The organism is Corallococcus sp. EGB, assembly GCF_019968905.1.
Lineage (GTDB): Bacteria > Myxococcota > Myxococcia > Myxococcales > Myxococcaceae > Corallococcus.
In genome coordinates this window covers 8,055,408-8,081,459 of the sequence record NZ_CP079946.1, presented here as the reverse complement: position 1 = coordinate 8,081,459, position 26,052 = coordinate 8,055,408, and the positions used below count along the sequence as shown (strand labels likewise).

General features: G+C 70.7%; 23 protein-coding genes. 11 read left to right on the top strand and 12 right to left on the bottom strand.

The window, feature by feature from the left end; genetic code table 11:
• Positions 1-43 precede the first annotated feature (43 nt).
• A complete protein-coding gene (locus KYK13_RS32790; RefSeq protein WP_223637852.1) occupies positions 44-1,246 on the top strand; it encodes a hypothetical protein in 1,203 nt (400 codons plus the stop codon).
• Between the two features lie 13 nt (positions 1,247-1,259).
• Here KYK13_RS32790 and KYK13_RS32785 read toward each other — a convergent pair whose 3' ends face one another.
• The gene (locus KYK13_RS32785; RefSeq protein WP_223637849.1) at positions 1,260-1,664 is read right to left on the bottom strand and encodes a hypothetical protein; all 405 of its coding nucleotides are present in this window, start codon (positions 1,662-1,664) and stop codon (positions 1,260-1,262) included.
• 76 nt (positions 1,665-1,740) lie between these two features.
• A complete protein-coding gene (locus KYK13_RS32780; RefSeq protein ID WP_223637847.1) occupies positions 1,741-3,063 on the bottom strand; it encodes a hypothetical protein in 1,323 nt (440 codons plus the stop codon).
• A 228-nt stretch (positions 3,064-3,291) separates the two neighbouring features.
• Between KYK13_RS32780 and KYK13_RS32775 the strand changes: the two genes are divergently transcribed.
• Positions 3,292-4,317, top strand: a complete 1,026-nt coding sequence (locus KYK13_RS32775; RefSeq protein WP_223637845.1) for a serine hydrolase — start codon at positions 3,292-3,294, stop codon at positions 4,315-4,317.
• A 6-nt stretch (positions 4,318-4,323) separates the two neighbouring features.
• On the opposite strand, the gene KYK13_RS32770 is transcribed toward KYK13_RS32775, so the two are convergent.
• Complete coding sequence (locus KYK13_RS32770; RefSeq protein ID WP_304504070.1) at positions 4,324-5,313, bottom strand: hypothetical protein; 990 nt, start codon at positions 5,311-5,313, stop codon at positions 4,324-4,326.
• On the opposite strand from KYK13_RS32770, the gene KYK13_RS39155 reads away from it, so the two are divergent.
• Positions 5,303-5,857: a hypothetical protein gene (locus KYK13_RS39155; RefSeq protein WP_304504069.1), complete on the top strand. Its 555-nt coding sequence runs from the start codon at positions 5,303-5,305 to the stop codon at positions 5,855-5,857. The two genes, KYK13_RS32770 and KYK13_RS39155, sit on opposite strands and share 11 nt — an antisense overlap.
• A 116-nt stretch (positions 5,858-5,973) precedes the next feature.
• Here the strand turns inward: KYK13_RS39155 and KYK13_RS32760 are convergent, their stop codons facing one another.
• Together KYK13_RS32760 and KYK13_RS32755 are read right to left on the bottom strand one after the other, a co-directional pair.
• On the bottom strand, positions 5,974-6,879 hold the full coding sequence (locus tag KYK13_RS32760; RefSeq protein WP_223637839.1) for a HEAT repeat domain-containing protein: 906 nt from the start codon (positions 6,877-6,879) through the stop codon (positions 5,974-5,976).
• Positions 6,880-7,710, bottom strand: coding sequence for a C80 family cysteine peptidase (locus KYK13_RS32755; RefSeq protein ID WP_223637837.1), 831 nt, complete (start codon positions 7,708-7,710; stop codon positions 6,880-6,882).
• Between KYK13_RS32755 and KYK13_RS32750 the strand changes: the two genes are divergently transcribed.
• Together KYK13_RS32750 and KYK13_RS32745 are read left to right on the top strand one after the other, a co-directional pair.
• Positions 7,688-8,059, top strand: a complete 372-nt coding sequence (locus KYK13_RS32750) for a hypothetical protein (protein ID WP_223637835.1) — start codon at positions 7,688-7,690, stop codon at positions 8,057-8,059. The genes KYK13_RS32755 and KYK13_RS32750 overlap by 23 nt on opposite strands.
• 238 nt (positions 8,060-8,297) lie before the next feature.
• Positions 8,298-9,818 (top strand): chitinase, encoded by a 1,521-nt coding sequence (locus KYK13_RS32745; RefSeq protein ID WP_223637832.1) that lies wholly within the window; start codon positions 8,298-8,300, stop codon positions 9,816-9,818.
• Between the two features lie 56 nt (positions 9,819-9,874).
• On the opposite strand, the gene tal is transcribed toward KYK13_RS32745, so the two are convergent.
• Entirely contained in the window at positions 9,875-10,993 is a 1,119-nt protein-coding gene (gene tal, locus KYK13_RS32740) for a transaldolase (protein WP_223637829.1), read from the bottom strand.
• A 209-nt stretch (positions 10,994-11,202) separates the two neighbouring features.
• On the opposite strand from tal, the gene KYK13_RS32735 reads away from it, so the two are divergent.
• Together KYK13_RS32735 and KYK13_RS32730 are read left to right on the top strand one after the other, a co-directional pair.
• Positions 11,203-13,110: a transketolase gene (locus tag KYK13_RS32735; RefSeq protein ID WP_255654079.1), complete on the top strand. Its 1,908-nt coding sequence runs from the start codon at positions 11,203-11,205 to the stop codon at positions 13,108-13,110.
• Positions 13,111-13,273: 163 nt separating this feature from the next.
• Positions 13,274-14,623: a cytochrome-c peroxidase gene (locus KYK13_RS32730; protein WP_223637823.1), complete on the top strand. Its 1,350-nt coding sequence runs from the start codon at positions 13,274-13,276 to the stop codon at positions 14,621-14,623.
• Between the two features lie 10 nt (positions 14,624-14,633).
• On the opposite strand, the gene KYK13_RS32725 is transcribed toward KYK13_RS32730, so the two are convergent.
• Entirely contained in the window at positions 14,634-15,173 is a 540-nt protein-coding gene (locus KYK13_RS32725) for an ankyrin repeat domain-containing protein (RefSeq protein WP_223637820.1), read from the bottom strand.
• Positions 15,174-15,191: 18 nt separating this feature from the next.
• Positions 15,192-16,661: a catalase gene (locus KYK13_RS32720; RefSeq protein ID WP_223637817.1), complete on the bottom strand. Its 1,470-nt coding sequence runs from the start codon at positions 16,659-16,661 to the stop codon at positions 15,192-15,194.
• A gap of 131 nt (positions 16,662-16,792) precedes the next feature.
• Here KYK13_RS32720 and KYK13_RS32715 point away from each other — a divergent pair, with 131 nt between their 5' ends.
• A complete protein-coding gene (locus KYK13_RS32715) occupies positions 16,793-17,731 on the top strand; it encodes a LysR substrate-binding domain-containing protein (protein ID WP_223637814.1) in 939 nt (312 codons plus the stop codon).
• On the opposite strand, the gene rraA is transcribed toward KYK13_RS32715, so the two are convergent.
• Positions 17,706-18,203 carry a ribonuclease E activity regulator RraA gene (gene rraA, locus KYK13_RS32710; protein ID WP_223637811.1) on the bottom strand — a complete coding sequence of 166 codons (498 nt, stop codon included), beginning with the start codon at positions 18,201-18,203 and terminating at the stop codon, positions 17,706-17,708. The genes KYK13_RS32715 and rraA overlap by 26 nt on opposite strands.
• Before the next feature lie 361 nt (positions 18,204-18,564).
• Between rraA and KYK13_RS32705 the strand changes: the two genes are divergently transcribed.
• Entirely contained in the window at positions 18,565-18,747 is a 183-nt protein-coding gene (locus KYK13_RS32705; protein ID WP_223637810.1) for a hypothetical protein, read from the top strand.
• Positions 18,748-18,763: 16 nt separating this feature from the next.
• Here KYK13_RS32705 and KYK13_RS32700 read toward each other — a convergent pair whose 3' ends face one another.
• The 3 genes from KYK13_RS32700 to KYK13_RS32690 form a co-directional block, all read right to left on the bottom strand.
• Complete coding sequence (locus tag KYK13_RS32700) at positions 18,764-19,819, bottom strand: alcohol dehydrogenase catalytic domain-containing protein (protein ID WP_223637809.1); 1,056 nt, start codon at positions 19,817-19,819, stop codon at positions 18,764-18,766.
• A gap of 19 nt (positions 19,820-19,838) precedes the next feature.
• Positions 19,839-21,134: a universal stress protein gene (locus KYK13_RS32695; protein ID WP_223637808.1), complete on the bottom strand. Its 1,296-nt coding sequence runs from the start codon at positions 21,132-21,134 to the stop codon at positions 19,839-19,841.
• A gap of 97 nt (positions 21,135-21,231) precedes the next feature.
• Positions 21,232-21,801, bottom strand: a complete 570-nt coding sequence (locus tag KYK13_RS32690) for a flavodoxin domain-containing protein (protein WP_223637807.1) — start codon at positions 21,799-21,801, stop codon at positions 21,232-21,234.
• Between the two features lie 214 nt (positions 21,802-22,015).
• On the opposite strand from KYK13_RS32690, the gene KYK13_RS32685 reads away from it, so the two are divergent.
• Together KYK13_RS32685 and KYK13_RS32680 are read left to right on the top strand one after the other, a co-directional pair.
• Positions 22,016-23,218, top strand: coding sequence for a cation transporting ATPase C-terminal domain-containing protein (locus KYK13_RS32685; protein ID WP_223637806.1), 1,203 nt, complete (start codon positions 22,016-22,018; stop codon positions 23,216-23,218).
• Positions 23,215-26,052 (top strand): PAS domain-containing sensor histidine kinase, encoded by a 2,838-nt coding sequence (locus KYK13_RS32680; protein WP_223637805.1) that lies wholly within the window; start codon positions 23,215-23,217, stop codon positions 26,050-26,052. Before KYK13_RS32685 ends, KYK13_RS32680 begins: the two co-directional genes overlap by 4 nt.

Sequence of the window (26,052 nt, the reverse complement as noted above, 5' to 3'; positions counted from 1 at the left end):
CGGTTGGTCCTATCTGCCGGGCATGACCCTGGAATCGTCTTCCTTGCGCCGCGCCGTGGCCCTGTTCGCGGCGCTGATGTGGACCGCCTGCGCGGGCTCCCGGCCCGCCCCTGTGTCTTCGGAGCCGGCCGTGCGTCGCGTGGGCTCCGGGCGCACGCAGTGGGTGCTGCGGCCGTCCGAGGCCTACGACGCGCTGTGCCTGGTGAACGTGCTGCGCGGCGATGCGTTCTACACGCGCTTCCATCCCGCTGAGTTCCAGCGCTTCTCCGCGCTGTTGGACGCACGGGAGCGGGCGGCGCTCGCGCACCTCACCGAGCGCATGGCGAAGCGGGGCGGGAAGATGGTGGGGCCGTTCCTGACGCTGGTCTTCTCCGTCACGGGACCCTCCACGGTGCAGGACCTGGCGCGGACGGTGGCGGATGACGCCGCGTGGCGCCGGATGCGGGAGGACTTCCTGGCTACGTCATATGGTCGGGAGGACGGCTTCGCGGAGATGGAGGACGTGCGGGAGGACCTGGGCGTCCTGCTGGCGTTCCTGAAGCGCGTGGAGTTCCCGCGCATCTGGAGGACGGAGTACCTGCCGCAGGTGGAGCAGGCCATCGCGGGGCTGGCGGAGCGGGTGGCGCCGCACGACGTGGTGGGCTGGGACGAAGCGGTGCTGGGGCGGGAGCTCCAGGTGCCGGCGTTGAGCGCGCACGTCCTGAAGTTCGCGAAGCCGCACGGCATCCGGGTGACGGGGTGGAACTTCCTCACGGACGCGACCTATCCGGCGGATGTCACCGTGAAGACGGCGGTGCATGAGCTGTTGCATCCGCCGTTCACGCGCGAGGGTGCATTGGACGCGAAGCTGACCGCGCTGGAGGCGGACCCCTACTTCCAGCGGCTCCTGCGCGAGCATGATCCCGCGTTCGGCTACACCACGGCGCGGGGCCTGACGGAGGAGGACTGCGCGGAGGCCATCGACGTCTACGTCAGCGAGCGGGAGGGCCTGCTGCGCGACCGGGACGGCCGGCCGCTCACGGGGGCGGAGTTCTTCCGCGACCACGATGACGGCCTGCACGTCCTGGCCTTCGTGCTCTACGAGGAGCTGAAGCGCGCGGGCCCCTCACGGGGAGGGACCTACGAGGCCTTCCTGCTGGGGCTCTTCGAACGGGGCGTGCTCGAGCCCGGCGCGCTGGAGCGCCGCTTTCGCGCCTCCCCGGGCCACTACCCCGTGAAGGCGCTGGGCGAAGCGGCGGCTCCGTGATGCCGGCGATGGCTCAGAAGCACTCGCGCGCGTCGGTGAAGGCCGGGCAATAGGTGTCCTGGCCATTGCAGGACACGCCGCCGCACACCTTGGAGTTCAGCGGCTGGAGCATGTGGGCGTTGAGGCCCGTGCAGCTCAGGACCGTGTTGTTCGCCTCGCAGTAGAAGGTCACCGTCTGCGGCGACGGACAGTTCGTCCACTGCCCGTCGCACTTCACCGCCTGGCCCTCCACCGCCTCGCAGTGATTGCCCGAGCAGGACACCGACGTCCCGCCAGGACACGACGCCGTGCAGACGGCCATGGCCGTGACCTCGGAGCCTTCTTGTGGCTGGAGCGCCTCCTCCGCCTCCATCGGCCCTCCACATGCCACGGTCTGAAGGCCCAGCACCGCCATCGCAGCGAACAGGAAACGCTTCATCTCAGACTCCTCCATGAGAAGGTTGTAAAACCGAATATACCGGAAGGGTCGTCGAGGCAGGCGTCGCACGCTGGATTCACGGTGGGGTGTCCTGGGCGGTGGCCCTGTTCACTCGTTCCTGGAGCGCCTTCCAGCCGCGGTCGCCCGCTTCACGGGCCCGGTCGAGGGTCTCGCCCGCGCCCTGGGCCAGCTGCTCCGGAGAGAGCCGCGCCGTGCGTTGGCGCACGCGGTCCATCCAGACGAGCGGGGCGTAGAGCTGCTTCGTCCGCTCCGGGCCCAGCAGCACGGTGAGCACGTGCTCCAGACCTCCGGCTCGCGCGAGCAGCGTCCGGCCCAGGAGCAGCGTCGCGCCTGTCTGCAGGAACAGCGGCAGGCTGTCGCCGTGCTTGCGCAGGGACTCCGCGGTGTCGTGCACCTCGCGTCGCTCCGCCTCCTCCAGGTAGGGGCTGGCGGCGAGCTTGTCGAGCGACGCCGCGGCCTCCTCGTAGCGTCCTCGACGCGTGTGGATGAAGGCCCAGCCCCACCACGTCAGCTCGTTCTCCACGCCCAGCGACTGGAGCGCGCGCAGCCCCTGCTCGATGTCGTCCTCGGCGGCGCGCTCGCGCTTCAGGCCCATGCGGTTCCACGCGCGCAGGAAGTGCCCGGTCGCGAGCAAGGCCTCCCGCGATTGCGCGGGCGTGCCCTGCTGGATGGAGGGGAAGGCTTCGGGTGGCAGGCGCTCCGTCTCGGTGAGGAAGCCGGTCAATTCCTCCTCGGCGGCGTAGTGGTAGCCCGCCAGGCAGAAGGAGACGCCCCGGCTCGCCTGCACCGCGGCGCGCAGGGGCGCGGGCCAGGTGGGGGCGGGCGTGGCGCGCGACAGTTCATAGAAGACGAGCTCCGTGGCCGGGACGCGGTCCGACTTCTCCGTGATGTCCAGCGCCAGCAGGACAGCGGCGAGGGCGGCGTGCTCCTGGCCCGCGTCGTAGGACGGCAGCGGCGGGGGCTTGCCGGAGGCCCACCGGTTCCACAGGAGGGGGAACTCGTCCTCGTCGCGCGTCTGGAGGGTCTTGCGCGCCTTGTAGAAGGCGATGCCCAGGTCCAGGTACGTGCGGGCCGCCGCGCGCGTCGCTTCGTCGGTGAGAGGCTTGTCCGGCAGCGAGCGCGTTTCGGCCAGGGCCTTCCAGAGGAGGGCGACCTCCTCCGGGGCCTTGGGGTCCCCGTCCGCGCGCACGGTGAGCTTGAGCGCGCGGTAGGGTACGAGCGCGATGGAGTCACGAAGGCGCTGGTCGATCTCCGCGCGCTCCTTCGCGGCGCGTTCGGCGTCTGTCTTCTGGCAGCCGCCGCACGCGGTGAGTCCCACGAGGACGATGGCGGCGATGCGGTGGATCAGTCCCCGGTGTGCACGGGCGGAGTCCTTCATGCCCGCGCACGGTAGCATCCGCCCTCCCGAGGCCGGAGCCTCCTTCCTCGCCGTGCGGACTAACGCAGGTCGAGCAGCGCGGCGAAGAGCTCGCGCGGCTCCAACCCGGGCGGCATGTCTGGAGGAAAGGGCCTTCCCGCGGCCCGACTCGCTCTCGCGGTGATGCCTGACGGAGCTGTTTCGGGAAGGCTTGCCTCAGTGGGGGGCGGACCCGTAAAGCGCCACTCCATGTCGAACCCTTCCGAACTCCTCCGCGCGGAGCTGCGGCCCTATCTGCGCGGCCATCCGACGGCGTCCGTGTGCGCGGCGATGACGTGGCGAGGCGCGCTGCACGTCGAAGGCTTCCGCGGCAAGGGGACGCCTCCGGCCACGGATGCCCTCTTCTCCCTGGGGTCGCTCACGGAGGTCTTCACGGCGGCGCTGCTGTCGGTGATGGTGGAGCGGGGCGACGTGCGGCTCGACGAGCCCCTGGGGAACCTGATTCCCCAGTCGCTGTTGAATGACGAGGTCGCGCGGGGCATCACGCTGGAGCAACTGGCGACGCACACCTCCGGGCTGCCGCACCTGCCGCCGAACCTGGCCTCGGCGCCCCAGAATCCGGACGACCCGTTCGGCCAGTACTCCGCGAGCCACTTCGGCGAGTTCCTCCGCGGCTACCACCCCCGGCAGCCGCCGCCGCGCCCGTCCTCCGAGTCCTTCCTGGGCATGGGCGTGCTGGGGCACGCGCTCTCCCGGCGCATGGCGCTGAACTACGGGCACCTGATGCGGGACGTGCTGTGCAGGCCCATGGGGCTCGTGGACACTTCAGTGCGCGTGACGGAGGAGCTGGCCCCGCGCCTGTTGCAGGGCCACACCGCGCGAGGCAAGCCCGTACCCGCCTGGACCTTCCCGGCGCTCCCGGGCGGTGGCGGCCTGCACTCCACGGTGGGAGACGTGATGCGCTTCCTGGAGACGAACCTGGGGCGCGGTGAGAAGTCCTTCACGAAGGCCCTGTACCGGATGCAGGCGCCCCGGGTGAAGGCCGGAGCCTTCCAGCGGGGCCTGGGATGGAACGTGTCCCAGGTGCGTGGGAAGGACGTGGTGTGGCGCTCGTCGGTGATGGGGGGCTACGTGGGCTTCATGGGGCTCAGCGTCGCGGCGGACGCGGCCGTGGTCCTGCTCGCGGACCACGGCTGGTCGTTGTTCGCAGCGCTGCGGGGGCGCGTGCCCCTGGAGGCGCCGGGGCTCACGCTGCTGTCGCGGTTCCTGCCCTGAGCGGGCTCAGGGGATGGTGAAGCGGTAGACCTGGAAGCCGCCCGAGGACGCCATCTCGAAGTCACGCATGTTGCGCGGGGCGCCGTTCTCACCGCGCTGCGCGAGCTTGAAGTCGCCGGTGCCGTTGCTGGCCTGGAAGCGGAACTCGTACGAGCCCGGTTCGGTGGGCAGCGGGAGCGCGGACATCTTGGTCACGGCCAGGTTGGTGAAGCCCGGCAGCGTTTCACCGTCTGGACGGCGCACGGAGCCGATGGCGCGCAGGAAGGGCGAGCCGCCGGTCAGGATGAGGTACTGCGGGTCGGCGGTGCGCGCGGGCTTCACCGGTGTGGCGGGGGCGGGCTCGGGCTCCTCGGTGGGGCGGGCCGCGCCCTTGGCGCCGCGCTTCGACTTCGAGGGCTCTTCGCTGGGAGGGGCGGACGTCTCTTCAGGGGCCTCGGTGGGAGTGGCTTCGGCTTCGGAGGCCTTCTTCTTCGCGGCGCGGCCTGATGCCTTGCGCGAGGGAGTCTCGGCGGGAGCGGCTTCCGTGGCGGAAGGTGTTCCTTCCACGGTGGGCGCGGTGTCGGTGGTGCCCGTCTCCGCTTGCGGCGCGGGTGGGGCGGATTCCGTGATGCTCTCCGCGGAAGGCGTGGAGGCGGGAGCGTCTTCGGCGGAGGTCTTCTTCGCGGAGGAACCCTTGGACGTCTTGCCTGCGCGCTTCGATGGCGCGGCGTGGGTGTCAGCCTTCAGCTCCGACGTCTCCGCGCTCGCGGCGGTCGGCTCCGGGGCTTGAGGAAGCTGTTCGGCGGGCGGCGGCGCGGGAGCCTTCTGGCTCTCCTCCGTCGGCGCGGATTCAGTAGAGGGAACCTTGGAGGACTTCGAAGGAGCGGCCTTCGGGCCCTTCTTGGCCGAAGCAGGCTCCGCCGCAGGCGCCTTCGGGGCTTCCGAAGCAGGAGTCTTCGCCGACCGGGTAGAGGACTTCGCGGTAGCGGCCTTGGGAGTCGGCTCCGTGGACTTCACGGCGGAAGTCTTCGGAGCCGTTGCCGCGGCCTTCGTCGAACGCGCCTTCGTGGGCTGCGCAGCAGGCTTCGCGCCTCCGGCCTTCGGAGCCTGCACGGCCGGCTTCGCGGTCGAAGCCTTTGGAGCCGGTGCGGAGGACTTCGTGATGGCGCCCTTCGATGCCGGTGCGGCAGGCTTCGCGGCGGAAGCCTTCGGCGCCTTGGCCGTGGATGCCTTTGCGGCGGGCTTTGCGACAGGCTTTGCCTTGGTGGCCGGAGCCTTCGTCGCCGCGCTCTTCACCTCCTTCGCGGCCTGCTTCAGCTTCGAGGTCGCGGCCTTCAGGGCCTGCGCCACCGGCTTCGCGATCGCGGCCTTCTTCACCGGAGCAGGGGCCTTGCCCCCGGCAGGACGGCCCCCGGACTTCGTGGCGGCCTTGCCGGCAGCACTGCGGGACTTGGACGTATCGGAGGAGGCGGAGGGTCGGGTCGGGCGGCGCTGGGCCATAAAGTCATCCTCGGAGGACCCGAGCGGTCGGCGCCGTCGGCCCTCGTCCCCCGATGGCTAGTGCAGCCACCGCCGCGCTGCAAGGCAGACGTGCGGCGCGCGCACGCTTCCTGTCGCCCGGAGGTCTCACCGGCCTCGTGACCGCCGCACTGCTTGCCCTCTCCACCGCCCATGGCTTCATCGAGCCAACCCTTCCAGGTGGGCGATGGCGTCGGCGAGCACGTGGCGGAAGTAGCTGTCCGCATTGCCAGGTGGGTCCTGGAGGCGACGGAGCAGCGGCAGGAGCGAGAGGTCCTCCAGCGCCTGGGCCGCCTCGACGGCCAGGACGACGACCTCCTTCCCCTCCAACTCGCGGCGCAGCGGCTCCAGGACGCGCGGGTCCTTGCGCATCGCCAGTCCCACCAGGGCCTCGCCGCGAAGCTCCATGTTGGACTCCGTGAGTCGGTCGAACAACGCATCCCGAAGCTCGGGCGTGTCTACCTCCTCCGCCTGGCTGCCCAGGCTGAAGGTCGCCCAGTTGCGGACGTCCTCGTCGCTGTCTCGGGAGAGTTCAATCAAGGTCTGGATGGCGACCGGATCCCGGTGGGGCATCATCCCCATGACCACGCCCATCCGGACGTCCTCGTTCGGGTGGTGCTTCAGCGACTGAAGGGCGGGAACCGCCCGCGCATCCCGGAGGTGCCCCAGGGCCACGCCCATTGAACCCAGGACGGCGGCATCCTGCTCCGTGGCCAGTGCGGACAGGACTTCATCCGCGCACTTCGTCCTGAGTGCGTCGCTGCGTCTCCGCCCGCCCAGTTGCGCGAGGATGTCCGTGCCGCGTCCACGCTCGCGTGAAGACGCGGAGTGCAGCAACCTGACGGTGGCCTCGAACACCTCCTCGCCACCCCGAAAGTGTAATTCGAAGATGGCTTCCCAGGCCGTTTCATCCTCCTCGTCATCCTGTAACGCGAGGTCAATCAGTTCCGGGATGGGGCGGTCTTTCACGGCGCGCGACCTCATCAGACTGTCGATGGCGAAGTTGATGGCGTCCTCGAAGGCTTCGTCCATGAGGTAGGCCGTCGCCCGGGCGGGAATCTCCACTCATGTGAGGTCTTGCGGCCAGGCGCTGGTGTCGCCATCCGAGTACACGGGGGCCACCTTCTGTGTTTCACCGTCCCAGTAGAAACGGAACTTCGACCAGGGCGCCTTGTGGCCTGTGGCGTCGAACCGGTTGAAGGACGGATCGAAACGCGTCCCCTTGCCCAGGGTCTTGGAGTCGGTGTTCACGTTCGCACGACGCGCCAGGACCTCCGTGCGCAGGCCCTTTTCCTTGAGCTCGCGGTGGAACACCGCCGCGAAGGACCTCGTGTCCATGGGCGCCCGCCGGGCCGCGTCGATCCGCTGCTCGTTCACCTCCTGGGACTCGCTCGCGTTGTAGAGGGGCGGGATGTAGCCCGCGCCGTAACAGCTCACCACGCTGATGCAGGTGACCTGGCTGATGCGGAGGGTGTTCCTCACGAAGACAGCCATGTGCGCGCCAGGAAGGCCCGCGAAGTTGAAGCCGTCATCGCCGTGGGCCACCAGGTACAACCGGCAGGGCGCCTTCTTGGTGTTGATCACGAAGCACTTCTCGACCGTCGCCGCGTTCTCGGTCTGGTTCTCCGCCTTCTTGGCGTTCTGGATGGCCAGCTTGTCACTGGGGGAGATGGCCATGAGGTCATGCGTGGCGGGCTCGAAGATATTGCCCTTCCTGAGATGGACATGGATGAGGCTGGAGATGTCCGGATGCTTGCGCTGCAGGTCCTGCGCGATGGTCTCGATGGCCGCGTCCCCGGTGCCCGTGAGGACGGCGACGACGAGCTGGTGCGTGAAGCGCTTCGACTTGCGCTGAACGCTGGGAGGGCTGCTCGTGGAAGAGGCGCCGAAGGACAAGCCCGGAAACGAGCCGAAGGAGAACGGTGAGGGGGAAGGCGTCGACCCTCCGGTCGAGCCGGACGACGAGGATGAGGGCCCGAACGTGAAGTTGAAGGTCGGCGGCGGGGAAGAGGACGGGGGGAAGGTGAAGGTAAAGGTCGGTGTGGGGGAGGAGGACGGAGGGTCGGAGATGACGGTCGTCGGTGGCGGCAGCTGGGGCGAGGGCGTCGGCCCGAAGCTGAAAGAGGGTTGCGGAGGAGGCGAGGGCAGCAGGTGGAACGGCGATGGGGACGGAGGAGGCAAGGGCGGCGGTGTGAAGCCGCTCGACCCGGAGGTTCCACTGCCACCCCTCTTCTTGGGGACGTAACCCGTCCCGCTGTAGTCCACCTTGAAGGCGGGCTGGGTCTGCGCGCCACCACACTGCGGGCAGTAGGCGTGCACGTCGCGGTCGAAGAGGGAGCCACACAGCAGGCACTTGAGGATGACGGGCATGGAAGCGGCTCCGAGGCCAGGCTCCCATCGTAATCCCAAGGGAGGGTTTGACCCGAATGGCCCGGTCCTTCCCTCCATGCCTTCGGACCCATTTCCGGGAGGCTTTACCCCCAATGCATCCCCCTCGTTCGTCGTCCCGTGCGGCGCTCGCCGTGCTCCTGCTGCTTTTGCCCACCCTGGCGCTGGCCGCGGACCGGGGCGCCTGGGCACCGGGCGTCGCCTACGCCGTGGGCGACATCGCGTCCTATGGCGGCAAGGGCTACGACTGCCGGCAGGCCCACACGTCCCTGGTAGGCTGGGAGCCGCCCAACGTGCTCGCCCTGTGGCTGGAGCGCACGGGCACGCCCCCTCCCGCCGACACGCAGGCCCCCACGGCGCCGGGCTCCCTGCGCTCCACGGGCGTGACGGCCTCCAGCGTGTCCCTGGCGTTCAACGCGTCCACCGACAACGTGGGCGTCACCGGCTATGAAATCTTCATCAACGGTGGCACCAGCGCGGCGGCCACCACCACCGCGACCAGCGTCACCGTGACGGGGCTCGCCGCCAACACCGTCTATACGTTCACCGCGAAGGCACGCGACGCTGCCGGCAACCGCTCCGTCGCGAGCAACACCGTCGCCGTGACGACAGGCAACACCGCGCCCTCGGGCAGCAAGGTGCTGGTCGGCTACTGGCACAACTTCGACAACGGCTCCACGAACATCCGGCTGCGCGACGTGTCCTCCAAGTTCAACGTCATCCAGGTGGCCTTCGCGGAGCCGGTGGCGGGCGCGCCTTCGGGCACCATGGGCTTCACCCCCTACAACGCCACCGTGGCTGACTTCAAAGCGGACATCGCCACGCTGAAGGCGCAGGGCCGCAAGGTGCTCATCTCCCTGGGCGGCGCCAACGGCACCATCCACCTGGATGACGCGGCGGCGCGGCAGGCCTTCGTCACCAGCATGCAGGGGCTCATCAACACGTATGGCTTTGACGGCCTGGACCTGGACCTGGAGGGCGCGTCGCTGGCGCTCAACGGCGGGGACACAGATTTCCGCAACCCCACCACGCCGCGCATCCAGAACCTCATCGCCGGCACGCGCCAGTTGCTCAATGACAACGGCGCGGGCTTCCTGCTCACCATGGCGCCGGAGACCGCCTACGTGCAGGGCGGCTACGCGGCCTATGGCGGCCCGTGGGGGGCGTACCTCCCCGTCATCCACGCGCTGCGCGACCGGCTGACGTACCTGCACGTGCAGCACTACAACACCGGCACCGTGATGGCGCTGGACGGCCGCGCCTACGCGCAGGGGACGCCGGACTTCCACGTGGCCATGGCGGAGATGCTGCTCCAGGGCTTCCCCGTGGGCGGCAACGCGAGCGCCATCTTCCCCGCGCTCCGGCCGGAGCAGGTCGTCATCGGCCTGCCGTCCTCACCGCAGGCCGCGGGCGGTGGCTATACGACTCCCGCCAACGTGCAGAAGGCGCTGGACTACCTGATGAAGGGCCAGTCCTTCGGAGGCACCTACGTGCTGCGCCAGCCCGGCGGCTACCCGGGCTTCAAGGGGCTGATGACCTGGTCCATCAATTGGGACGCCTTCACGAACTTCGAGTTCTCCAACAGCCACCGCGCCTACCTGGACACCTACCGGTAGGCAGGTGGGGCCCTCCGTCCACCGGCGCGCGGCCGGTGGACGCGCCGCTCGTGCGCTCAAGTCTTCTTCAGCTTCTCACCCACCGCGGAGAGGAGCTGATCGAAGGACTCGGTGAACAGGCGGATGCCGTCGGTGGACAGCTCGTCGGTGACGGCCTTCATGGAGATGCCGGCCGCCTCCAGCTGGCGCATGGTCGCCTCCGCCGCGGGCAGGTCCTCCTCCAGGCTGGGGCGCACCTTGCCGTGGTCCCGGAACGCGTCGATGGTGGCCGGCGGCATGGTGTTCACCGTGTCCCGGCCGATGAGCTCCTCCACGTAGAGCACGTCGCGCAGCTTGGGGCTCTTGGTGCTGGTGCTCGCCCAGAGCACGCGCTGCACCTTCGCGCCCTTCGCCGCGAGCGCCTTCCAGCGCGCGCTCCCGAAGACCTCCTTGAAGGTCCGGTAGGCGAGCTTCGCGTTCGCGATGGCCACCTTGCCGCTCAGCCCCTCCAGCGCCTTCTGCTGCTCCGGCGCGGCGCCCGCCTTCCGCTTCTCAATCTCCTTGTCCACGATGGAGTCGATGCGGCTGACGAAGAACGACGCCACGCTCGCCACGCGGCTCACGTCCCCGCCGGACGCGGCGAGCTTCTCCAGCCCGGAGACGTAGGCCTCCGCGATCTGCTTGTAGCGCTCCTGGCTGAAGAGCAGCGTCACGTTGACGTTGATGCCCTCGGAGGTGAGCTGCTCGAAGGCCGGCAGGCCCGGCAGCGTGCCGGGGACCTTGATCATCACGTTGGGCCGCGCCAGCGTCTTCCACAGCCGCCGCGCCTCCTCCAGCGTGCCCTTCGTGTCCAGCGCAAGCTTGGGTGACACCTCCAGCGACGCGAAGCCGTCCTGTCCCTTCGTCGCGTCGTAGACCGGCTTGAGGATGTCCGCGGCGCCCTGCACGTCGCGTACGGCCAGCTTCTCGTAGAGGTCGTTGCCGGAGAGGCCCTGGCCCTTCGCGGCGTCGAAGAGGTCCTGGTAGTCGTCGCTGCCTGAGACGGCCTTCTGGAAGATGGTCGGGTTGGAGGTGAGCCCCTTGAGCCCGTCCTCGTCGATGTACTTCTTCAGCGTGCCCTTCGTGATGTAGCTGCGCTGGAGGTTGTCCACCCAGACGGATTGGCCGAACTCGGCGAGCTGTCGCAGCGGATTCATGGATTCTCCCGGCGGGGGCGCGAGGCGCCCGGATGACGTTTCCCAAACGTGCGCATGGTCCGCCCCGCGCGTCCGGCCGGGCGGGCAGGCACTCGCGGATTCTGCCTGCGAACAGGGCCAGCGGGGGGCGACGCTTCTCGCGGGGCCGGGCAGTCAACACAGTTACCCGCGGGGCAACCCCGTCCCACTCCAATCCCGGGAGCGAAACGATGGCGGATACCTTGGCGGACCTCGCGGCGCAGCTGCGCATCGACAGCATCCGCTGCACCACGGCGGCGGGCTCGGGCCACCCCAGCTCGTCCATGTCCGCGGCGGACATCATGGCCGTGCTGTTCCAGAAGTACCTGCGCTTCGACTTCCAGCAGCCGAAGGCGCACAACAACGACCGCTTCGTGCTCTCCAAGGGCCACGCCTGCCCGGTCCTCTACTCGGCCTTCAAGGCGGTGGGCGCCATCGATGACCGGGAATTGATGTCGCTGCGCAAGTTCGGCAGCCGGCTGGAGGGGCACCCGAACCCGCATGTGCTGCCGCTCGTGGACGTGGCCACCGGCTCGCTCGGACAGGGGCTGGCCATTGGCGTGGGCATGGCGCTGAGCGCGCGCATGGACGGGCTGCCCTTCCGCACCTACGTGCTCATGGGCGACAGCGAGACGGCGGAGGGCTCCGTGTGGGAGGCGTTCGACAAGGCCGGCCACTACAAGCTCGACAACCTGTGCGCCATCATCGACGTGAACCGCCTGGGACAGAGCCGTGAGACGGAGCTGGGCTGGAACCTGGAGGCCTACGCGGCCCGCGCCCGCGCCTTCGGGTGGAACGCCATCACGCTGGACGGGCATGACCTGGAGGCCATCGACCGCGCCTTCGCTGAAGCCCAGGCGAAGAAGGGCCAGCCTACCTGCCTCGTCTGCAAGACGGAGAAGGGGCACGGCTCCTCGCTCATCGCCAACGAGGACGGCTGGCACGGCAAGGCGCTGCCGGAGGACAAGGCGAAGGACGCCATCCGCGAGCTGGGCGGCGAGCGAAACGTCCGCATCCAGGTGAAGAAGCCGGAGGCGGTGAAGGCCACCGTGCACGACAAGCCCTCACCGTTGCAGTTGCCCACGTATGAAGTCGGCCAGAAGGAGGCCACGCGCAAGGCCTACGGCGACGCGCTGCTGGCGCTGGGCAACGCGCGGCCGGACGTGGTGGCGCTGGACGCGGAGGTGTCCAACTCCACGTACGCGAACGAGTTCCAGAAGGCGCACCCGCGGCGCTACTTCGAGATGTTCATCGCGGAGCAGAACATGGTGTCCAGCGCGGTGGGCATGGCGGTGCTGGGCAAGAAGGCCTTCGTCAGCACCTTCGCGGCCTTCCTGTCGCGCGCGTTTGATCAGGTGCGCATGGCGGCCATCTCCAACGCCACGGTGCACCTGTGCGGCAGCCACGCGGGCGTGTCCATTGGCGAGGACGGCCCGTCGCAGATGGCGCTGGAGGACCTGGCGATGATGCGCGCGGTGGGCGGCAGCACGGTGCTCTACCCGAGCGACCCCAACCAGACCGCGAAGCTGCTGGCCCAGGTGGTGGAGCGCCAGGGCATCACCTACCTGCGCACCACGCGGGAGAAGACGCCGGTGCTCTACCCCGCGACGGAGGACTTCCCCATTGGCGGCAGCAAGGTGGTGCGCCAGTCCGGCCAGGACGTGGCCACGGTGGTGGCCGCCGGCATCACGCTGCACGAAGCGCTCAAGGCCTACGAGACGCTGAAGAAGGACGGCGTCGCGGTGCGCGTCATCGACCTCTACTCGGTGAAGCCGGTGGACGCGAAGACGCTGCGCAAGGCCGCGCGCGAGACGCAAGGCCGGCTCATCGTGGTGGAGGACCACTGGGCGGAAGGGGGCCTGGCGGACGCGGTGCTGGAGGCCTTCACTGGCGAGCGCGAGCGGCTGCCCACGGTGGTGCGGCTCGCGGTGACGAAGATGCCCGGCTCCGGCAAGCCCGCGGAGCTGCTGGACGCCGCCGGAATCGACGCCGGGCACATCGTGGAGGCCGTCACCTCGCTGGTGGAGGAGGCGGCGGCCCAGGGTGGGGACGGCAGGGGCCGTCCGTCCGAGAACGCCTGGGGCCACACGAACGCGTAGCCCCGCGGAAGCGAACACGGGGGGATGACCGTGGGGTGCCCTTTCAATTCCAAAAGGGCAGTCCCCTCCTCGGAATACGACAGCCGTCCGCGCTCGCGGGCCCATGTCCGGGGCCCGGTGGCAAAGGCACCCTGGCCGCCGCTCCCAATCCGAGGTGCCGGGAATGCACGGGTCACGGTCGTGGTGGAGGGTGTTCCTGCCGCTGATGCTGGGCGGGGCGGTGGCGTGCGAAGTCGTGCCGGCCCCGGGAGCGTGGTCCGCGCAGGCTCCGGCGGATGAGGGCACCGGTGCCAGGAGGGCGCGGGAGCGGGTGGGCGCCCTCCAGGCCTCGGCCACCTTCGAGGCCACGTTGCGTGAGGAGGCCGCGCCGGAGCGCGGAGGGCTGAAGCCCGTGGAGCGGCTCGGCAAGCTGCTCTTCTTCGACCGCCGGCTCTCCGAGCCCACGGGCCAGGCCTGCGCCTTCTGTCATGACCCCGAGGTGGGCTGGACGGGCCCCGACCCGCGCATCAACGCCTCCGGAGCCGTGTACGAGGGCGCGGTGCAGGGGCGCTTTGGCAACCGCAAGCCGTCCTCAGCCGCCTATGCCGCGCAGGCTCCCATCCTCCACCGGGTGACGCCCGGGGAGGCCGACTTCGTGGGCGGCAACTTCTTGGATGGCCGCGCCACCGGCGAGGCCTTGGGCAACCCCGCCGCGGACCAGGCGCGGAGCCCCTTCCTCAACCCCGTGGAGCAGGACAACCCCAGCGAGGCCGCCGTGGTGGTCAAGGTCTGCGAAGGCCCGTACGGGGAGCTCTTCCGGACCGTCTGGGGGGCCCGCATCTGCGGCGACGTGCCGCGCGCGTATGACAGCATCGCGGGGTCCATCGCCGCGTACGAGGGCTCTCGCGAGGTCAACGCCTTCTCCTCGAGGTACGACGCATACCTCGCGGGCCGCGCGCGGCTCACTCCCCAGGAGCAGTGGGGGCTGAAGCTCTTCGAGGGCAAGGCCCATTGCGTGAACTGCCACCCGAGCCAGCGCGGCGCTCGCGGCGAGCCGCCGCTCTTCACGGACTCCACCTTCGACAACCTGGGCGTGCCGCGCAACCTGCTCAATCCCTGGTACTGGCAGCTCCCGTTCAACCCGGACGGCCCCTTCTGGATCGACCCCGGCCTGGGAGGCTTTCTCCAGACGCGCCAGGACTCCGCGCCCCTCGCGCGCGCCAACCTGGGCAAGGTCAAGGTGCCCACCCTGCGCAACGTGGACAAGCGCCCGTTCCCCGGCTTCACCAAGGCCTATATGCACAACGGCTCCTTCAAGAGCCTCGAGTCCGTCGTCCACTTCTACAACACGCGAGACGTCCTGCCGGTCTGCTTGGGGAGCGCGTCGGGGAGTCCCGGCGTGGACTGCTGGCCCATGCCGGAGGTGGGGCTGAACATCAATACGGAGGAGCTGGGCAACCTGGGCCTGTCGCCGCAAGAGGAGCAGGCCCTCGTCGCCTTCCTGCGCACGCTCTCGGACGGCTACGTCGAATGACAGGGGCGGCTCAGGGCTTCGGCTCCAGCCGGCTGGCCGTGCGCCACGCACCGAGCGCCCGCGCATAGTCCAGCGCGGTGCGCCGGTCCGCGTCCCGCTGCTCCGGGTTCGCGCCGCGCTGGAGCAGCAGCTCCATCACCTCCAATTTGTCGAACATGGCCGCGAACATCAGCGGCGTGCGGCCGTCCGGGCCCGCGCCGTCCACCTTCGCGCCCGCATCCAGCAGCACCGTGGCGACGGCCGCGTCGCCCTTGAAGGCCGAGCCCGCCAGCGGCGTCTGGCCGGAGTCGTTGGTCTGCTCCGGGGACGCGCCGCGTTCGAGCAGCAGGCGGGTGGCGTCCACGTGGCCGTGGTAGCTGGCCAGCATGAGCAGCGAGTCCCCCCGCTCGTTGCGCAGCCCCACCGGAATCCCGGCGTCGAGCATCCCGCGCAGCTTCGCGGCGTCGCCCGCGCGAGCGAACGTGAAGGCGGTCCTCGCGAGGTCCAGCAGGGCGGCGTCCCCGGCGCCCGGGGCCGCGGCGGTGTTCTTCGTGACGGTCGTGGAGCGCATGGTCGGCGGTCCTCGTGGCTAGCGCGCGCTGCGCTTCTGCTGGACGGAGTGGGCGATGCGCGAGCCGTACTCCTCGTCGGCCGCGCGGAAGTGGGCGATGGCCCGGGTGATGATGTCGTCGCGGCTCACCTGCGCCAGGCTGCCGGCGATGTTCTCCACCAGCCGTGCCTTCGCCGCCTCGTCCATCAGCCGGTAGAGGGCCCCGGCCTGGACGAAGTCGGTGTCCTCGGCGTGCCTGCCGTGGACGAAGGTGCCCGTCATGCCGCTCACCGCGTAGCCCGTGCCATCGCCCTCGTCCGTCTGCGCGGGGCCGTTGAAGCTGTTGGGCTCGTAGTTGGGGCCGCGTCCGCCGTTGCTGTCGAAGCGCATGGCGCCATCACGGCCGTAGTTGCGCGCGCCGCCCTTCACGCCCCTGGGCGCGTTCACCGGCAGCTGCGTGCTGTTGATGCCCAGCCGGTAGCGGTGCGCGTCGCCGTAGGCGAACAGGCGCGCCTGGAGCATCCGGTCCGGGGACGGGCCAATGCCGGGCACGAAGTGCGCCGGGTCGAGGGCCGCCTGCTCCACCTCCGCGAAGAAGTTCTCCGGGTTGCGGTTGAGCGTGAGCCTGCCCACCTCCATCAGCGGGTAGTCCTGGTACGGCCACACCTTGGTGAGGTCGAACGGGTTGAAGCGGTAGTTCGCGGCGTCCGCCTCCGGCATCACCTGCACCTTGAGCGTCCACGAGGGGAGCTCGCCCCGGTCGATGGCCTGGTACAGGTCACGCTGGTGGTGCTGCGGATCCCTGCCGCCAATGGCTTCCGCCTCCTGGGTGGTGAGGGTGCGGATGCCCTGGTCCGTCTTGAAGTGGAACTTCACCCAGAAGCGCTCGCCCTTCGCGTTCACCCACTGGAAGGTGTGTGAACCAAAGCCATCCATGTGGCGCAGCGTCGCGGGGATGCCGCGGTCGCCGAAGAGCCAGGTGAACTGGTGCGTGGCCTCCGGTGAGTAGGAGAAGAAATCCCAGACGTTGTCCGGCTCCTGGCAGTTCGTGTACGGGTCGTACTTCTGCGAGTGGATGAAGTCCGGGAACTTGATGCCGTCGCGAAGGAAGAACACCGGCGTGTTGTTGCCCACGAGGTCCCAGTTGCCGTCCTCCGTGTAGAAGCGCACCGCGAAGCCGCGCGGATCACGAGCGGTGTCCGGCGCGCCCTTGGAGCCTGCCACGGTGGAGAAGCGCAGGAAGGCTTCCGTCTTCTTGCCCACCGCGCTGAAGACCTTCATGCGGGTGAAGCGGGTGATGTCCCGGGTGACTTCGAAGGTGCCGTAGGCGCCGGAGCCCACCGCGTGCACCACGCGCTCCGGGATGCGCTCGCGGTTGAAGCGGGCCAGCTTCTCCAGCAGGTGGTGGTCCTGCAGCAGCACCGGACCGTTGGGGCCGGCCGTCTGCGAGTGCTGGTTGTTGGAGACCGGGGCGCCGGCTTCCGTGGTCAGGGTGGGACGCTGGGACATGGACGCTTTCCTTTGCGTGAGGCCTTCAGGGCGCTTCGACGGTGGGAAAGGTAGAGAGGTCCCGGTGATTGGGCCAAGACATCGTCTGGATGGGAGTGATAGTCAGGGCCTATCGGTTCCAAGGGAGGACCATGGCCTCGCTCAACGACCTCACCCTGCGGCAATTGGAGTACCTGGTGGCGGTGGCGGACACCCTGGGATTCCGGCGTGCGGCCGAGCGGTGCCACGTCTCCCAGCCAGCCCTGAGCGCGCAGGTGCAGCAGTTGGAGTCGGTGCTCGGCGTGAAGGTGTTCGAGCGGGACGCGCGCCGGGTGATGGTCACGCCCGAGGGCGGGGAGCTGGTGGCGCGGGCGCGGCGGGTGCTGACGGAGGCGGAGGACCTGCTCACGGCGGCGGCGCGGATGGGGGACCCGTTCGCGGGCCCGCTGCAGTTGGGCGCCATTCCCACGGTGGCGCCGTATGTGCTGCCGGAGGTGGTACCCGCGCTGGTGAGGCACTACCCGAAGCTCCAGCTGCGGCTGCGCGAGGAGAAGACGGCGGCCCTGGTGCGTGACATGGAGGAGGGCCGGCTGGACGCGGCGCTCCTGGCGCTGGACGCGGAGCTGGGGCGCAAGGTGGAGCACGCGGTCATCGCGGAGGATCCGTTCGTGGTCGCGGCTCCGCCGGGACATCCGCTGGAGAAGAAGAAGCAGGTGCAGCTGCGCGACCTGGATGACGAGGACGTGCTGCTCTTGGAGGACGGGCACTGCTTCCGCAGTCAGGCGCTGGCCCTGTGCACGCGCGTGGGCGCGCGAGAGGTGGACTTCCGCGCCACCAGCCTGACGACGCTCGCGCAGATGGTGATGGCGGCGGGCAGCGTTACGCTGTTACCCCGGCTGGCGGTGCCCACGGAGAACCGGCAGGGGCAACTGGTGGTGCGGCCCTTCGCGCCGCCGGCTCCGGGCCGGACGCTGGTGCTGGCGTGGCGTCCGGGGCACCCCCGGGCAGAGGCGCTGCGTGCCATCTCCGCGACGCTGCGCTCCGTGTGGCCCGGGAAGGCGAAGGTCAGCGCAGCGGCTTCTCCGAAGTGACGATGCCGTCCGCGTCCGCGTAGAGGTGGTGGCCGGGGATGAAGGTGACGCCGGCGAAGCGCACCTCCACGTCGCGCTGGCCCTCGTTGCGCTTGCCGCTCTTGAGTGGATGGGTGCCCAGCGCCTTCACGCCGATGGCGGTGCGGCCCACGTCCTCCGCGTCGCGGATGCAGCCGTTGACGACCACGCCGGCCCAGCCGTTCTTTTCACCCAGGGCCGCGAGCACGTCGCCCACCAGCGCGCAGCGGCGGCTGCCTCCGCCGTCCACCACCAGCACGCGCCCCTGGCCGGGCTCTTCCAATGCCTTGCGCACCAGCGAGTTGTCCTCCGGCGCGCGCACGGTGCTGATGGGTCCGAAGAAGCTCCGCCGCCCGCCGTAGTCGAGGAGGCCGGGCTCGGCGACCTGGAAGTGGGGCGTGCCCGCGTGGGCGTCACAGAGGTCGGCGGTCTTGAGGTCAGCGGTGTCACTCATGATTCGTAGGATGCACGCGCCGATAGGGGATGGCTGTGATTGTGCGCGCGGAGCTGTCTGTCCTGGCCGGGCGTTGTTCAAAACCCTATCGTCGGCGCCTTCCTGGGGGGAGTCCATGCACATGTGGTGCTCCTGGCCGGGACGTACTCCATCCAGATGAACGGCGAATGGCATGTGGAGCGCACGGACGCGCCGGGCGCCGCGCTGCCCGTCACCTTGGTGTCACCGAACCCGCTGACGTTCACCCTGGGCGACGGCGAGACGCGGCCTGCGCGCTTCCTCTTCAAGGTGCCGGGGGAGGCCTCCGCGAACGTGAGCATCGGCGTGGACACCGGCGGCTTGGATTTCTGGAACCATCGACATGGAGTCCGGCACCAAGCCGGTCCAGGTCCAGACCGCACCTGTGACGTTCCAACTGGGAGGCGCGGTCCCCGCGGTGGTGCTGACGCAGGTCGTGGCCCTCCTCCAGGGCCATTCGATGAACCCGGGCAGCTTGGGGTCCATCTCCGGCGCCGTCAGCAACGGCACCTTCTCGCCGCGGTAGCCCCTCACCGGCGTGCTCAAGGCCGGATGGCGACCTTGATCACGCCGTCCTTCCGCTGGCTGAACATCTCATACGCTTCGCGGATGTCCTTGAGCTGGAAGCGGTGCGTGAACATCGGCGTGAGGTCCATGCGCTTCGCGCGCACCACCTCCATCAGGCGCCGCATGCGCTCCTTGCCGCCCGGGCAGAGCGTGGTGACGATGCGGTGGTCCCCCAGCCCCGCCGCGAACGCGTCGTAGGGCATCTGCAACTTCCCGGAGTACACGCCCAGGCTGGACAGCGTGCCGCCCGGGTTCAGCGTGCGCAGCGCGCTCTCGAAGGTCTGCTGCGTGCCCAGCGCTTCGATGGCCACGTCCACGCCGCCGCCGGTGAGCCGCTTCACCTCCGCCACCACGTCCTGGTTCCGGAAGTCGAGCACCACGTCCGCGCCCAGCTTGCGCGCCATGGACAGGCGCGTCTCGTCCCCGTCCACGCCGATGACGAGCGAGGCCCCCATGAGCCGCGCCCCCACGGTGGAGCACAGGCCAATGGGCCCCTGCGCGAACACCACCACCGCGTCTCCAATCTTCACGCCGCCGGACTCCGCGCCGCTGAACCCCGTGGACGCGATGTCCGCCAGGAGCAGCACCTGCTCGTCCGTCAGTCCGTCCGGAATCGGGGCCAGGTTCGCCTGCGCGAACGGTACGCGCACGTACTCCGCCTGCACGCCGTTCATCGTGTTGCCCAGCCGCCAGCCTCCCGCCGCCTGGATTCCCTCGCCGTGGCCGCATTGGGCCGCGTGCCCGGAGAGGCAGCCCCGGCACTGGCCACACGGCGTGATGGCGCCCACCAGCACGCGCTGACCCACCTGGTAGCCCGTCACGCCCGCTCCCAGTTCGTCGATGACGCCCACCATCTCATGGCCCACGGTGAGGCCCGGCTTCACCGGGTACTCGCCGCGCACGATGTGCACGTCGGTGCCGCAGATGGTCGTGAGCGTCACCCGGATGATGGCCTCACCCACGGCCGCCTTGGGCCGCTCCACCTCTTCAATGCCAATCTTCCCGGCTCCCCGGAACACGGTTGCCTTCATGGTTCACCTCGTCTGTCCTTCAGGCGCGCGGCATGCGCACCGTCACCGCGGGCCGGTCGCTGCGGGCCATCACCTGCTGCGCCACCGAACCCATCACCAGCCGGCTCACCCCTGTGCGGCCGTGGGTGCCCAGGCACACCAGGTCCACGCAGTGGCGTTCGGCCGCCTGGGTGATGACCGCCGCGATGTCGTCGCCTCTCAGCACCGACAGCTCCACCTTGTGGCTGCCATCGTGTTCCGGGCCCGGCACGCGCTGCTCCAACTGCTGCCATGCCGCCTGGATGGCCTCGGGGGGCGCCTCCTCCGGCTCCACGTGCAGCAGGTGCACCGTGCCACCCGGTGGGGTGATGGCGAAGGCGTACGCGATGGCCCGGTCTCCGGCCTCGCCGAAGTCCGTGGTCGCGAGCACCGTGCGCACCCGCGGTGGTTCCTCCTCCAGCCCCTGCTCCACCGCGCGCACCGGCACGCTCACCACCGACATGGACGCCAGTCGCCGGGCGGACTGGGACACGCTCCACAGCTTCGCCAGCGCCCTGCGCTGGTGCGTGCCCACCACCAACAGGTCCACCTGCTCCTCCTCGGCCAGGGCGATGAGGTGGTCCGCGATGCGGCCCAGCCCCGGCTCCAGCCGCGACCGCACGCGCAGCCCCGCGGCCCGCAGCGGTTCCAGCAGTGCGTCGGACTCGCGCTCCAGCGCCTCGCGCAGCTCCGGGGACATGTCCTTGTAGCTGTGCGGATGCTTCATCCCCAGCCGCTCCGCCTCGCTGCCCACCCAGATGATGCGGCCACCCACGACCTCCACGGGGCCCACCCTCGCGAGCGACTTCACCCACTCGCGCGCGACCTCGAAGGGCCTGGAGCGGTCCACGCCCAGCATGAGCCGCAGGGGGCGCTCACCTCTCGCCCAGGCCTCCAGGCCGTCCCCCCCGCGGACCACCAGGAAGGGGACCCCCAGCAGCTGCGCCATCCGGTCCACCGTGCCCCCCAGGCCCCGGAAGGGCGTGTTCTCGTGGGGGGCTCCCGCCACCACCGAGGTGAAGCCTCGCTTCACCACCAGGTCCCGCAGCTCCACTTCGGGCTCCCCCGTGAGGAGCACGGAGTCCACCTGGGCGCCGGTGGCCCGCAGGCGGTCGCGCTCGTCGCGCAGCGTGGCTTCGGCGGTTTCGCAGATGGCATCGCCGAAGGTCCGCACCAGGTTCCCGGTCAGGACGTGCACGAGGCACAGGGGGACCTCCAGCCGCCGTGCGAGCAGCGCCGCCGTGTCACAGGCGCGCCGGGCGTCATCCGAGAAGTTGGTCGCGCAGGCGATGGTCATGGCCCCTCCTTGCAGTCACCCCTCCAAGCTAGTCACGGCGTGAACGCGGCATGCCCGTATGGAGCAGCGGATGCGGCGCACGGCAGGTGGCCCCGCGTCATCGCGGGGACTCCTGGCGCGTGGACTCGACGGCGACCCGCGGCGGCGCGGTCTCCATCAGCTCCGCGGCCACGCTCCGCGCCCATCGGGCGACCTGTTCGGGGTCGCGCCAGTCGCCCGCGTGCTCGCGCGCCATGGACCGGGCGATGAAGCCCCGGGCGTCAGGCTCCAGCCTTCCCCCGAAGGTCGCGTGGCCCCGCGCACCCACCCGCTCCATGAGGGCCTGGACCTGGGCGATGGGCGGAATGCGCTCATGCGCCGCCGAGTCGTCGAGCGGTCCGCTGGAGAAGAACCACACGGGCCGCTCGCGCAGCTCGTGGAAGTGGCGGTGCACGAAGCGCCGGGCCTTGCGGTGCCAGTGGTTGGCGTAGAGCCCGCCTCCGACGATGACGGCGTCGTAGGCGCGGACATGCTCGACGGCTTCCGGGGGGAGCACCTCCGCGGCGAGGCCCTCGTCCCGCAGGACGCGGGCGAGCAGCTCGGCGATCTCCCGCGTCCCGCCCAGCTTGCTTCCATAGGTGATGAGGATCCGCATCCGCACGCCCCCCTGGACGAAGTCCTGCGTCATGCGTGGAGCGGCTGGAGGGGGGCCGCAAGGAGCCTTCGGCCGGGCGCCCCTTCTGTCGGCGCGGAGGGTCGACGGCTTCGCGCCGCGCTGCCCGCGCCCGTGGGACGCACGGAACAGGGCGCATTGCCTACGGCCATGCAGGACCCCAGCTTCTTCCGGGGGAGTCATGCGAGTCCTGGTTCCAGTCCATCGCCTGCCTCATGGCTGGGAAGACGTGCGCGGTCTGGGGGCGGAAGAGGTGCTGGCGCGCCGGACGCATTACGGCCGCAACGACGTGCGAGGCCGGCCTCCCCGCTCCGCGCTCCAGAGCCTGCGCGAGGCCCTGGGCGACCCGATGCTCTGGTTCCTCGTGGGCACGAGCGCCCTCTACTTCGGCCTGGGGGAGCGCGTGGATGGCGCGGTGATGCTGCTGGCCCTCGTCCCGCTGCTGGGCATGGATGTCTTCCTGCATCACCGGACGCAGGCCTCCACCGAGGGGCTGCGCGGACGCCTGGCCGAGCGCGCCACGGTGCTGCGCGACGGCCGTGAAGACGAGGTGCCGGCGGAGGACGTGGTGCCGGGAGACCTCATGCGCGTGGAGGCGGGTGGCACGTTCCCCGCGGATGGGCTGGTCGTGCAGGGCCTGGGATTGCAAGCCGAGGAGTCCTCGCTCCCTGGCGAGTCGCTGCCCGTGCGAAAACGGCTGCTGGAGCGCCTGCCGCCCGGAGCGGAGCCGGCCGTGGACGGGGTGCATTGGGGGCTCGCGGGGACGCGGAGCGCTCGCGAGGCGTCCTCCATCGTGCTGTTGAACGACGACTTCGGCACGCTGGTGCGCGCCATCGCGGAGGGCCGGCAGCTCTTCTCCAACCTCCAGCGCTGCTTTCTGTACCTGCTGCTCATCCACATCGTGTGGCTGGAGCTCATCATCCATCCCAGCGCCATGCTGGCCTTCCAGGCGGCCGCGAGGCCCGGGCGGCTCACCCCGTTGGGCGCGAGGGCCGCCGCGCGCATCTTCTCCCCGCGCGAGTGGGCCCTGCTCACGGGAGTGGGCGGGCTGATGGCGTGCGGGCTCGTCTGGGCCTGGGCGCGGTGCCTGTCGGAAGGGCACGACGTCCAGCGCGCGCGGGCGGTGGCGATGGCCTCGCTCACGCTGGCGAGCGCCACCTTCGTGGCCGTGCTCACCGGGCTGCGGACCCGCACCGCGCGGTGGGGCTGCGCCCTGTCGCTGGGCCTGTCCGTCCTGCTCCTCCAGGTGCCCGCGCTGGCCGCGCTCGTGGAGCTGCACCCGCCCCACGCGCGTGACTGGGGCCGGGTCCTCGTCGCCGTGGCCGTCGCGCTGGTGCCCCTGCTCGTCGCGGGCCCTCATGCGCGCGGAGGCCTGTTCCGCGGCCACCGGCTGCGGGCCGGCCGGTCCGCGCCTCGCGCGGGGACTTCATGACGCACCCGCCTCCCATCACCCCGTCCGCGACGCCTCCCCGGCGTGTGCCGCCCTGGTTCGCCAGGGGGCTCGTGGGGTTCGTCGCCATGGCGAGCGCGTTCGCGGTCGTGGTCGGCGCGCTCCGGGTGGGCGCCTGGGCCCTGTCTCCCTCCATGGCTCCAGGCCATCCACCCTGGGGCGGAGGGGGCCTGCTCTTCGCGGGAGGCGCGCTCTGGCTGCTCTACGCTCCCTCGGCGGGCCGCGCGCGGCGCGGCGTGGGGCGGGCGCTGGCGGCCGGGGCCGTGGGCATGGGCATCGCCCGGCTCACGCGAGAAGCACCGGGAGGTGGGCTGGGCCTGCTGCTCATCGGCCTGTCGCTCTGGACGCTGCACCTGCGCACGCGCCGGGGCGCCTACCCCGCGCGGTGGCTGGCCACCGGCTCCGCGCTGCTCGCGGTGTGGGGCCTCGTCGGAGGGCTGTACCAGGGGCATTGGTTCGGGTTGCCCCCCTTGAACACCGTGACGGGCGCCTCCAGGGCGCCGGGACTCGCCCTGTCGCTGGCCCTGCTGCTGCTTTCCGGAGGGGTGCTGTCGCTCCATCCCGACCGGGGGCTGACGGGCGCGCTGCTGCGGGAGGACTTCGGGGGGCACTCGGCACGGCGGCTGCTGCTCGCGGTGCTGCTGTTCGTGCCCGCAGCGGGCGCCGTGCGGCTCCTGGGCGAGCGGCTGGGGCTCTACGGCACCACCGAGGGCGTCACGCTCTTCGTGCTCCTGACGATGGCGGCCTTCGTCTCCGTGGTCCTCTGGAACACGAACGCCCTCTCCCGGCTGGACGCGAGCCGGCGACGGGTGGAGCAGTCGCTGCGGCTGTCGGAGGCGCGCTTCGGGGGCATCGTCACCCATGCCGCGGACGCCATCATCTCCATCGACGCCGAACAGCGCATCGTCCTGTTCAACGCGAGCGCCGAGCGCATCTTCGGCTACTCCGCGCAGCAGGCCCTGGGCCAGCCGCTGGGCATGCTCCTCCCCGAGAACCTGCGGGGCGCCCATGCAGGGCACGTGCGGCGCTTCGCGCAAGGCAGGGCGACGTCCCGGCACATGGGCGAGCGGCTGCCCATCCTCGGGCTGCGCCGGGGGGGAGAGACGTTTCCGGCGGAGGCCAGCATCCTGAAGCTGGAGGTGGAGGGCACGCTGCTGCTCACCGTCATCCTCCGGGACATCAGCGAGCGGCGGAGGGCGGAGGACCTGCTGCGCCTGAGCGAGGAGCGCTTCCGCACCTCGTTCGAGGGCGCGCCCGTGGGCATGGCGCTGGTGGGGCTGGATGGCCGCTTCCTCCATGTGAACGCGGCGCTCTGTGGGCTGGTGGGCTATTCGCGGGAGGAGCTGCTCCACCAGTCGTTCCAGGACCTCACCGCGCCGGAGGACCTGGCGCTGGATCAGGAACTCGCAGCCAGGATGCGCCGGGGGGAGATGGACTCCTTCCAGCGGGAGAAGCACTACGTCCGCAAGGACGGCCGGCGCATCTCGGTCCTCGTGTGGGGCGCGGTGATGCGGGACGCGGAGGGGAGGCCGCTCCACTTCATCTCGCAGATGCAGGACATCACGGAGCGCCAGGAGCTGGAGCGGGCCTGGCGCTTCCTGGCGGACGTGGGGCCGCGGCTCGCGGTGTCGCTGTCGTCCCGGACGACGCTGGCCACGGTGGCGGCGCTCGCCGTGCCGGCGCTGGCGGACTGGTGCGCGGTGGCCTGCCTGGATGGGAGCGGCCGCATCCAACGGATGGAGCACGCGGCCGCGGACCCGCGCATGGCGGAGCGGCTGCGGGCGCTGGAAGCGGCGTCCGGACCGGAGTCCGTGCTTCCGGCCTCCCTCATCGCCGCCGTGCGGCGCACGGGGAGGCCGGTGCTGCTGCCGGAGCCCGGGGCGGACGCGGGGGATGCCGCGCCCTGGGAACCCCTGCGCCCGCTGGCGCCCCGCTCGGCCATCCTCGTGCCGCTGCGCGGCCGGGAGCGGGACCTGGGCGTCCTCCTCCTCGCGACGTCCGAAGCCAGCCGCCGCTACGGAGCCCGGGAGCAGGCCCAGGCCGAGGAGCTGGCCCGCCGCGCGGCGCTCGCCATCGACAATGCCCGCCTGTACGAACGGGCCGAGCAGGCCATCCGCATGCGCGAGGAGGTGCTGCGCATCGTGGCGCACGACCTGCGCGCCCCGCTCAACGTCATCCAGCTCAGCGCGAGGATGCTGGAGAAGCACCTGCCCCCCGGCGACGGCCCCCGGCGGCGGCTGGAGACCCTCCAGAAGTCGGTCCAGCGGGCCAACCGGCTCATCCAGGACCTGCTGGACGTGGCCCGGATGGAGGGCGGGAGCCTGGCGGTGGAGCGCAGGCCGCTGGAGGTGGCGCCGCTCATCCTGGAGACCCTGGAGCAGCACCGGGGGCTCGCGGAGTCCCGGTGCCTCCAACTCCAGGCCCATGTGCCGGACGGGGTGCCCCGCGTCCTGGCGGATCCAGAGAGGTTGTCGCAGATCCTCTCCAACCTCCTGGGCAACGCGCTCAAGTTCACTCCCGAGGGGGGCCGCGTCCTCCTGCGCGTCCAGCCGGAGGCCGGCCAGGTCCGCTTCCTGGTGAGCGACACGGGCCCTGGCATCGCGGCGGAGGACCGGCCGCGCATCTTCGAGCGCTTCTGGCAGGCCGGGCAGAAGCGCGGGGAGGGCGCGGGGCTGGGGCTCGCCATCGTGAAGGGGCTGGTGGAGGCCCATGGCGGCCAGGTCGGCGTGGACAGCACGCCCGGCGCGGGCAGCACGTTCTTCTTCACGCTGCCCACGGCGGAGGGTGCCCGGGCGCACGCCGGGGCCCATGCCTGA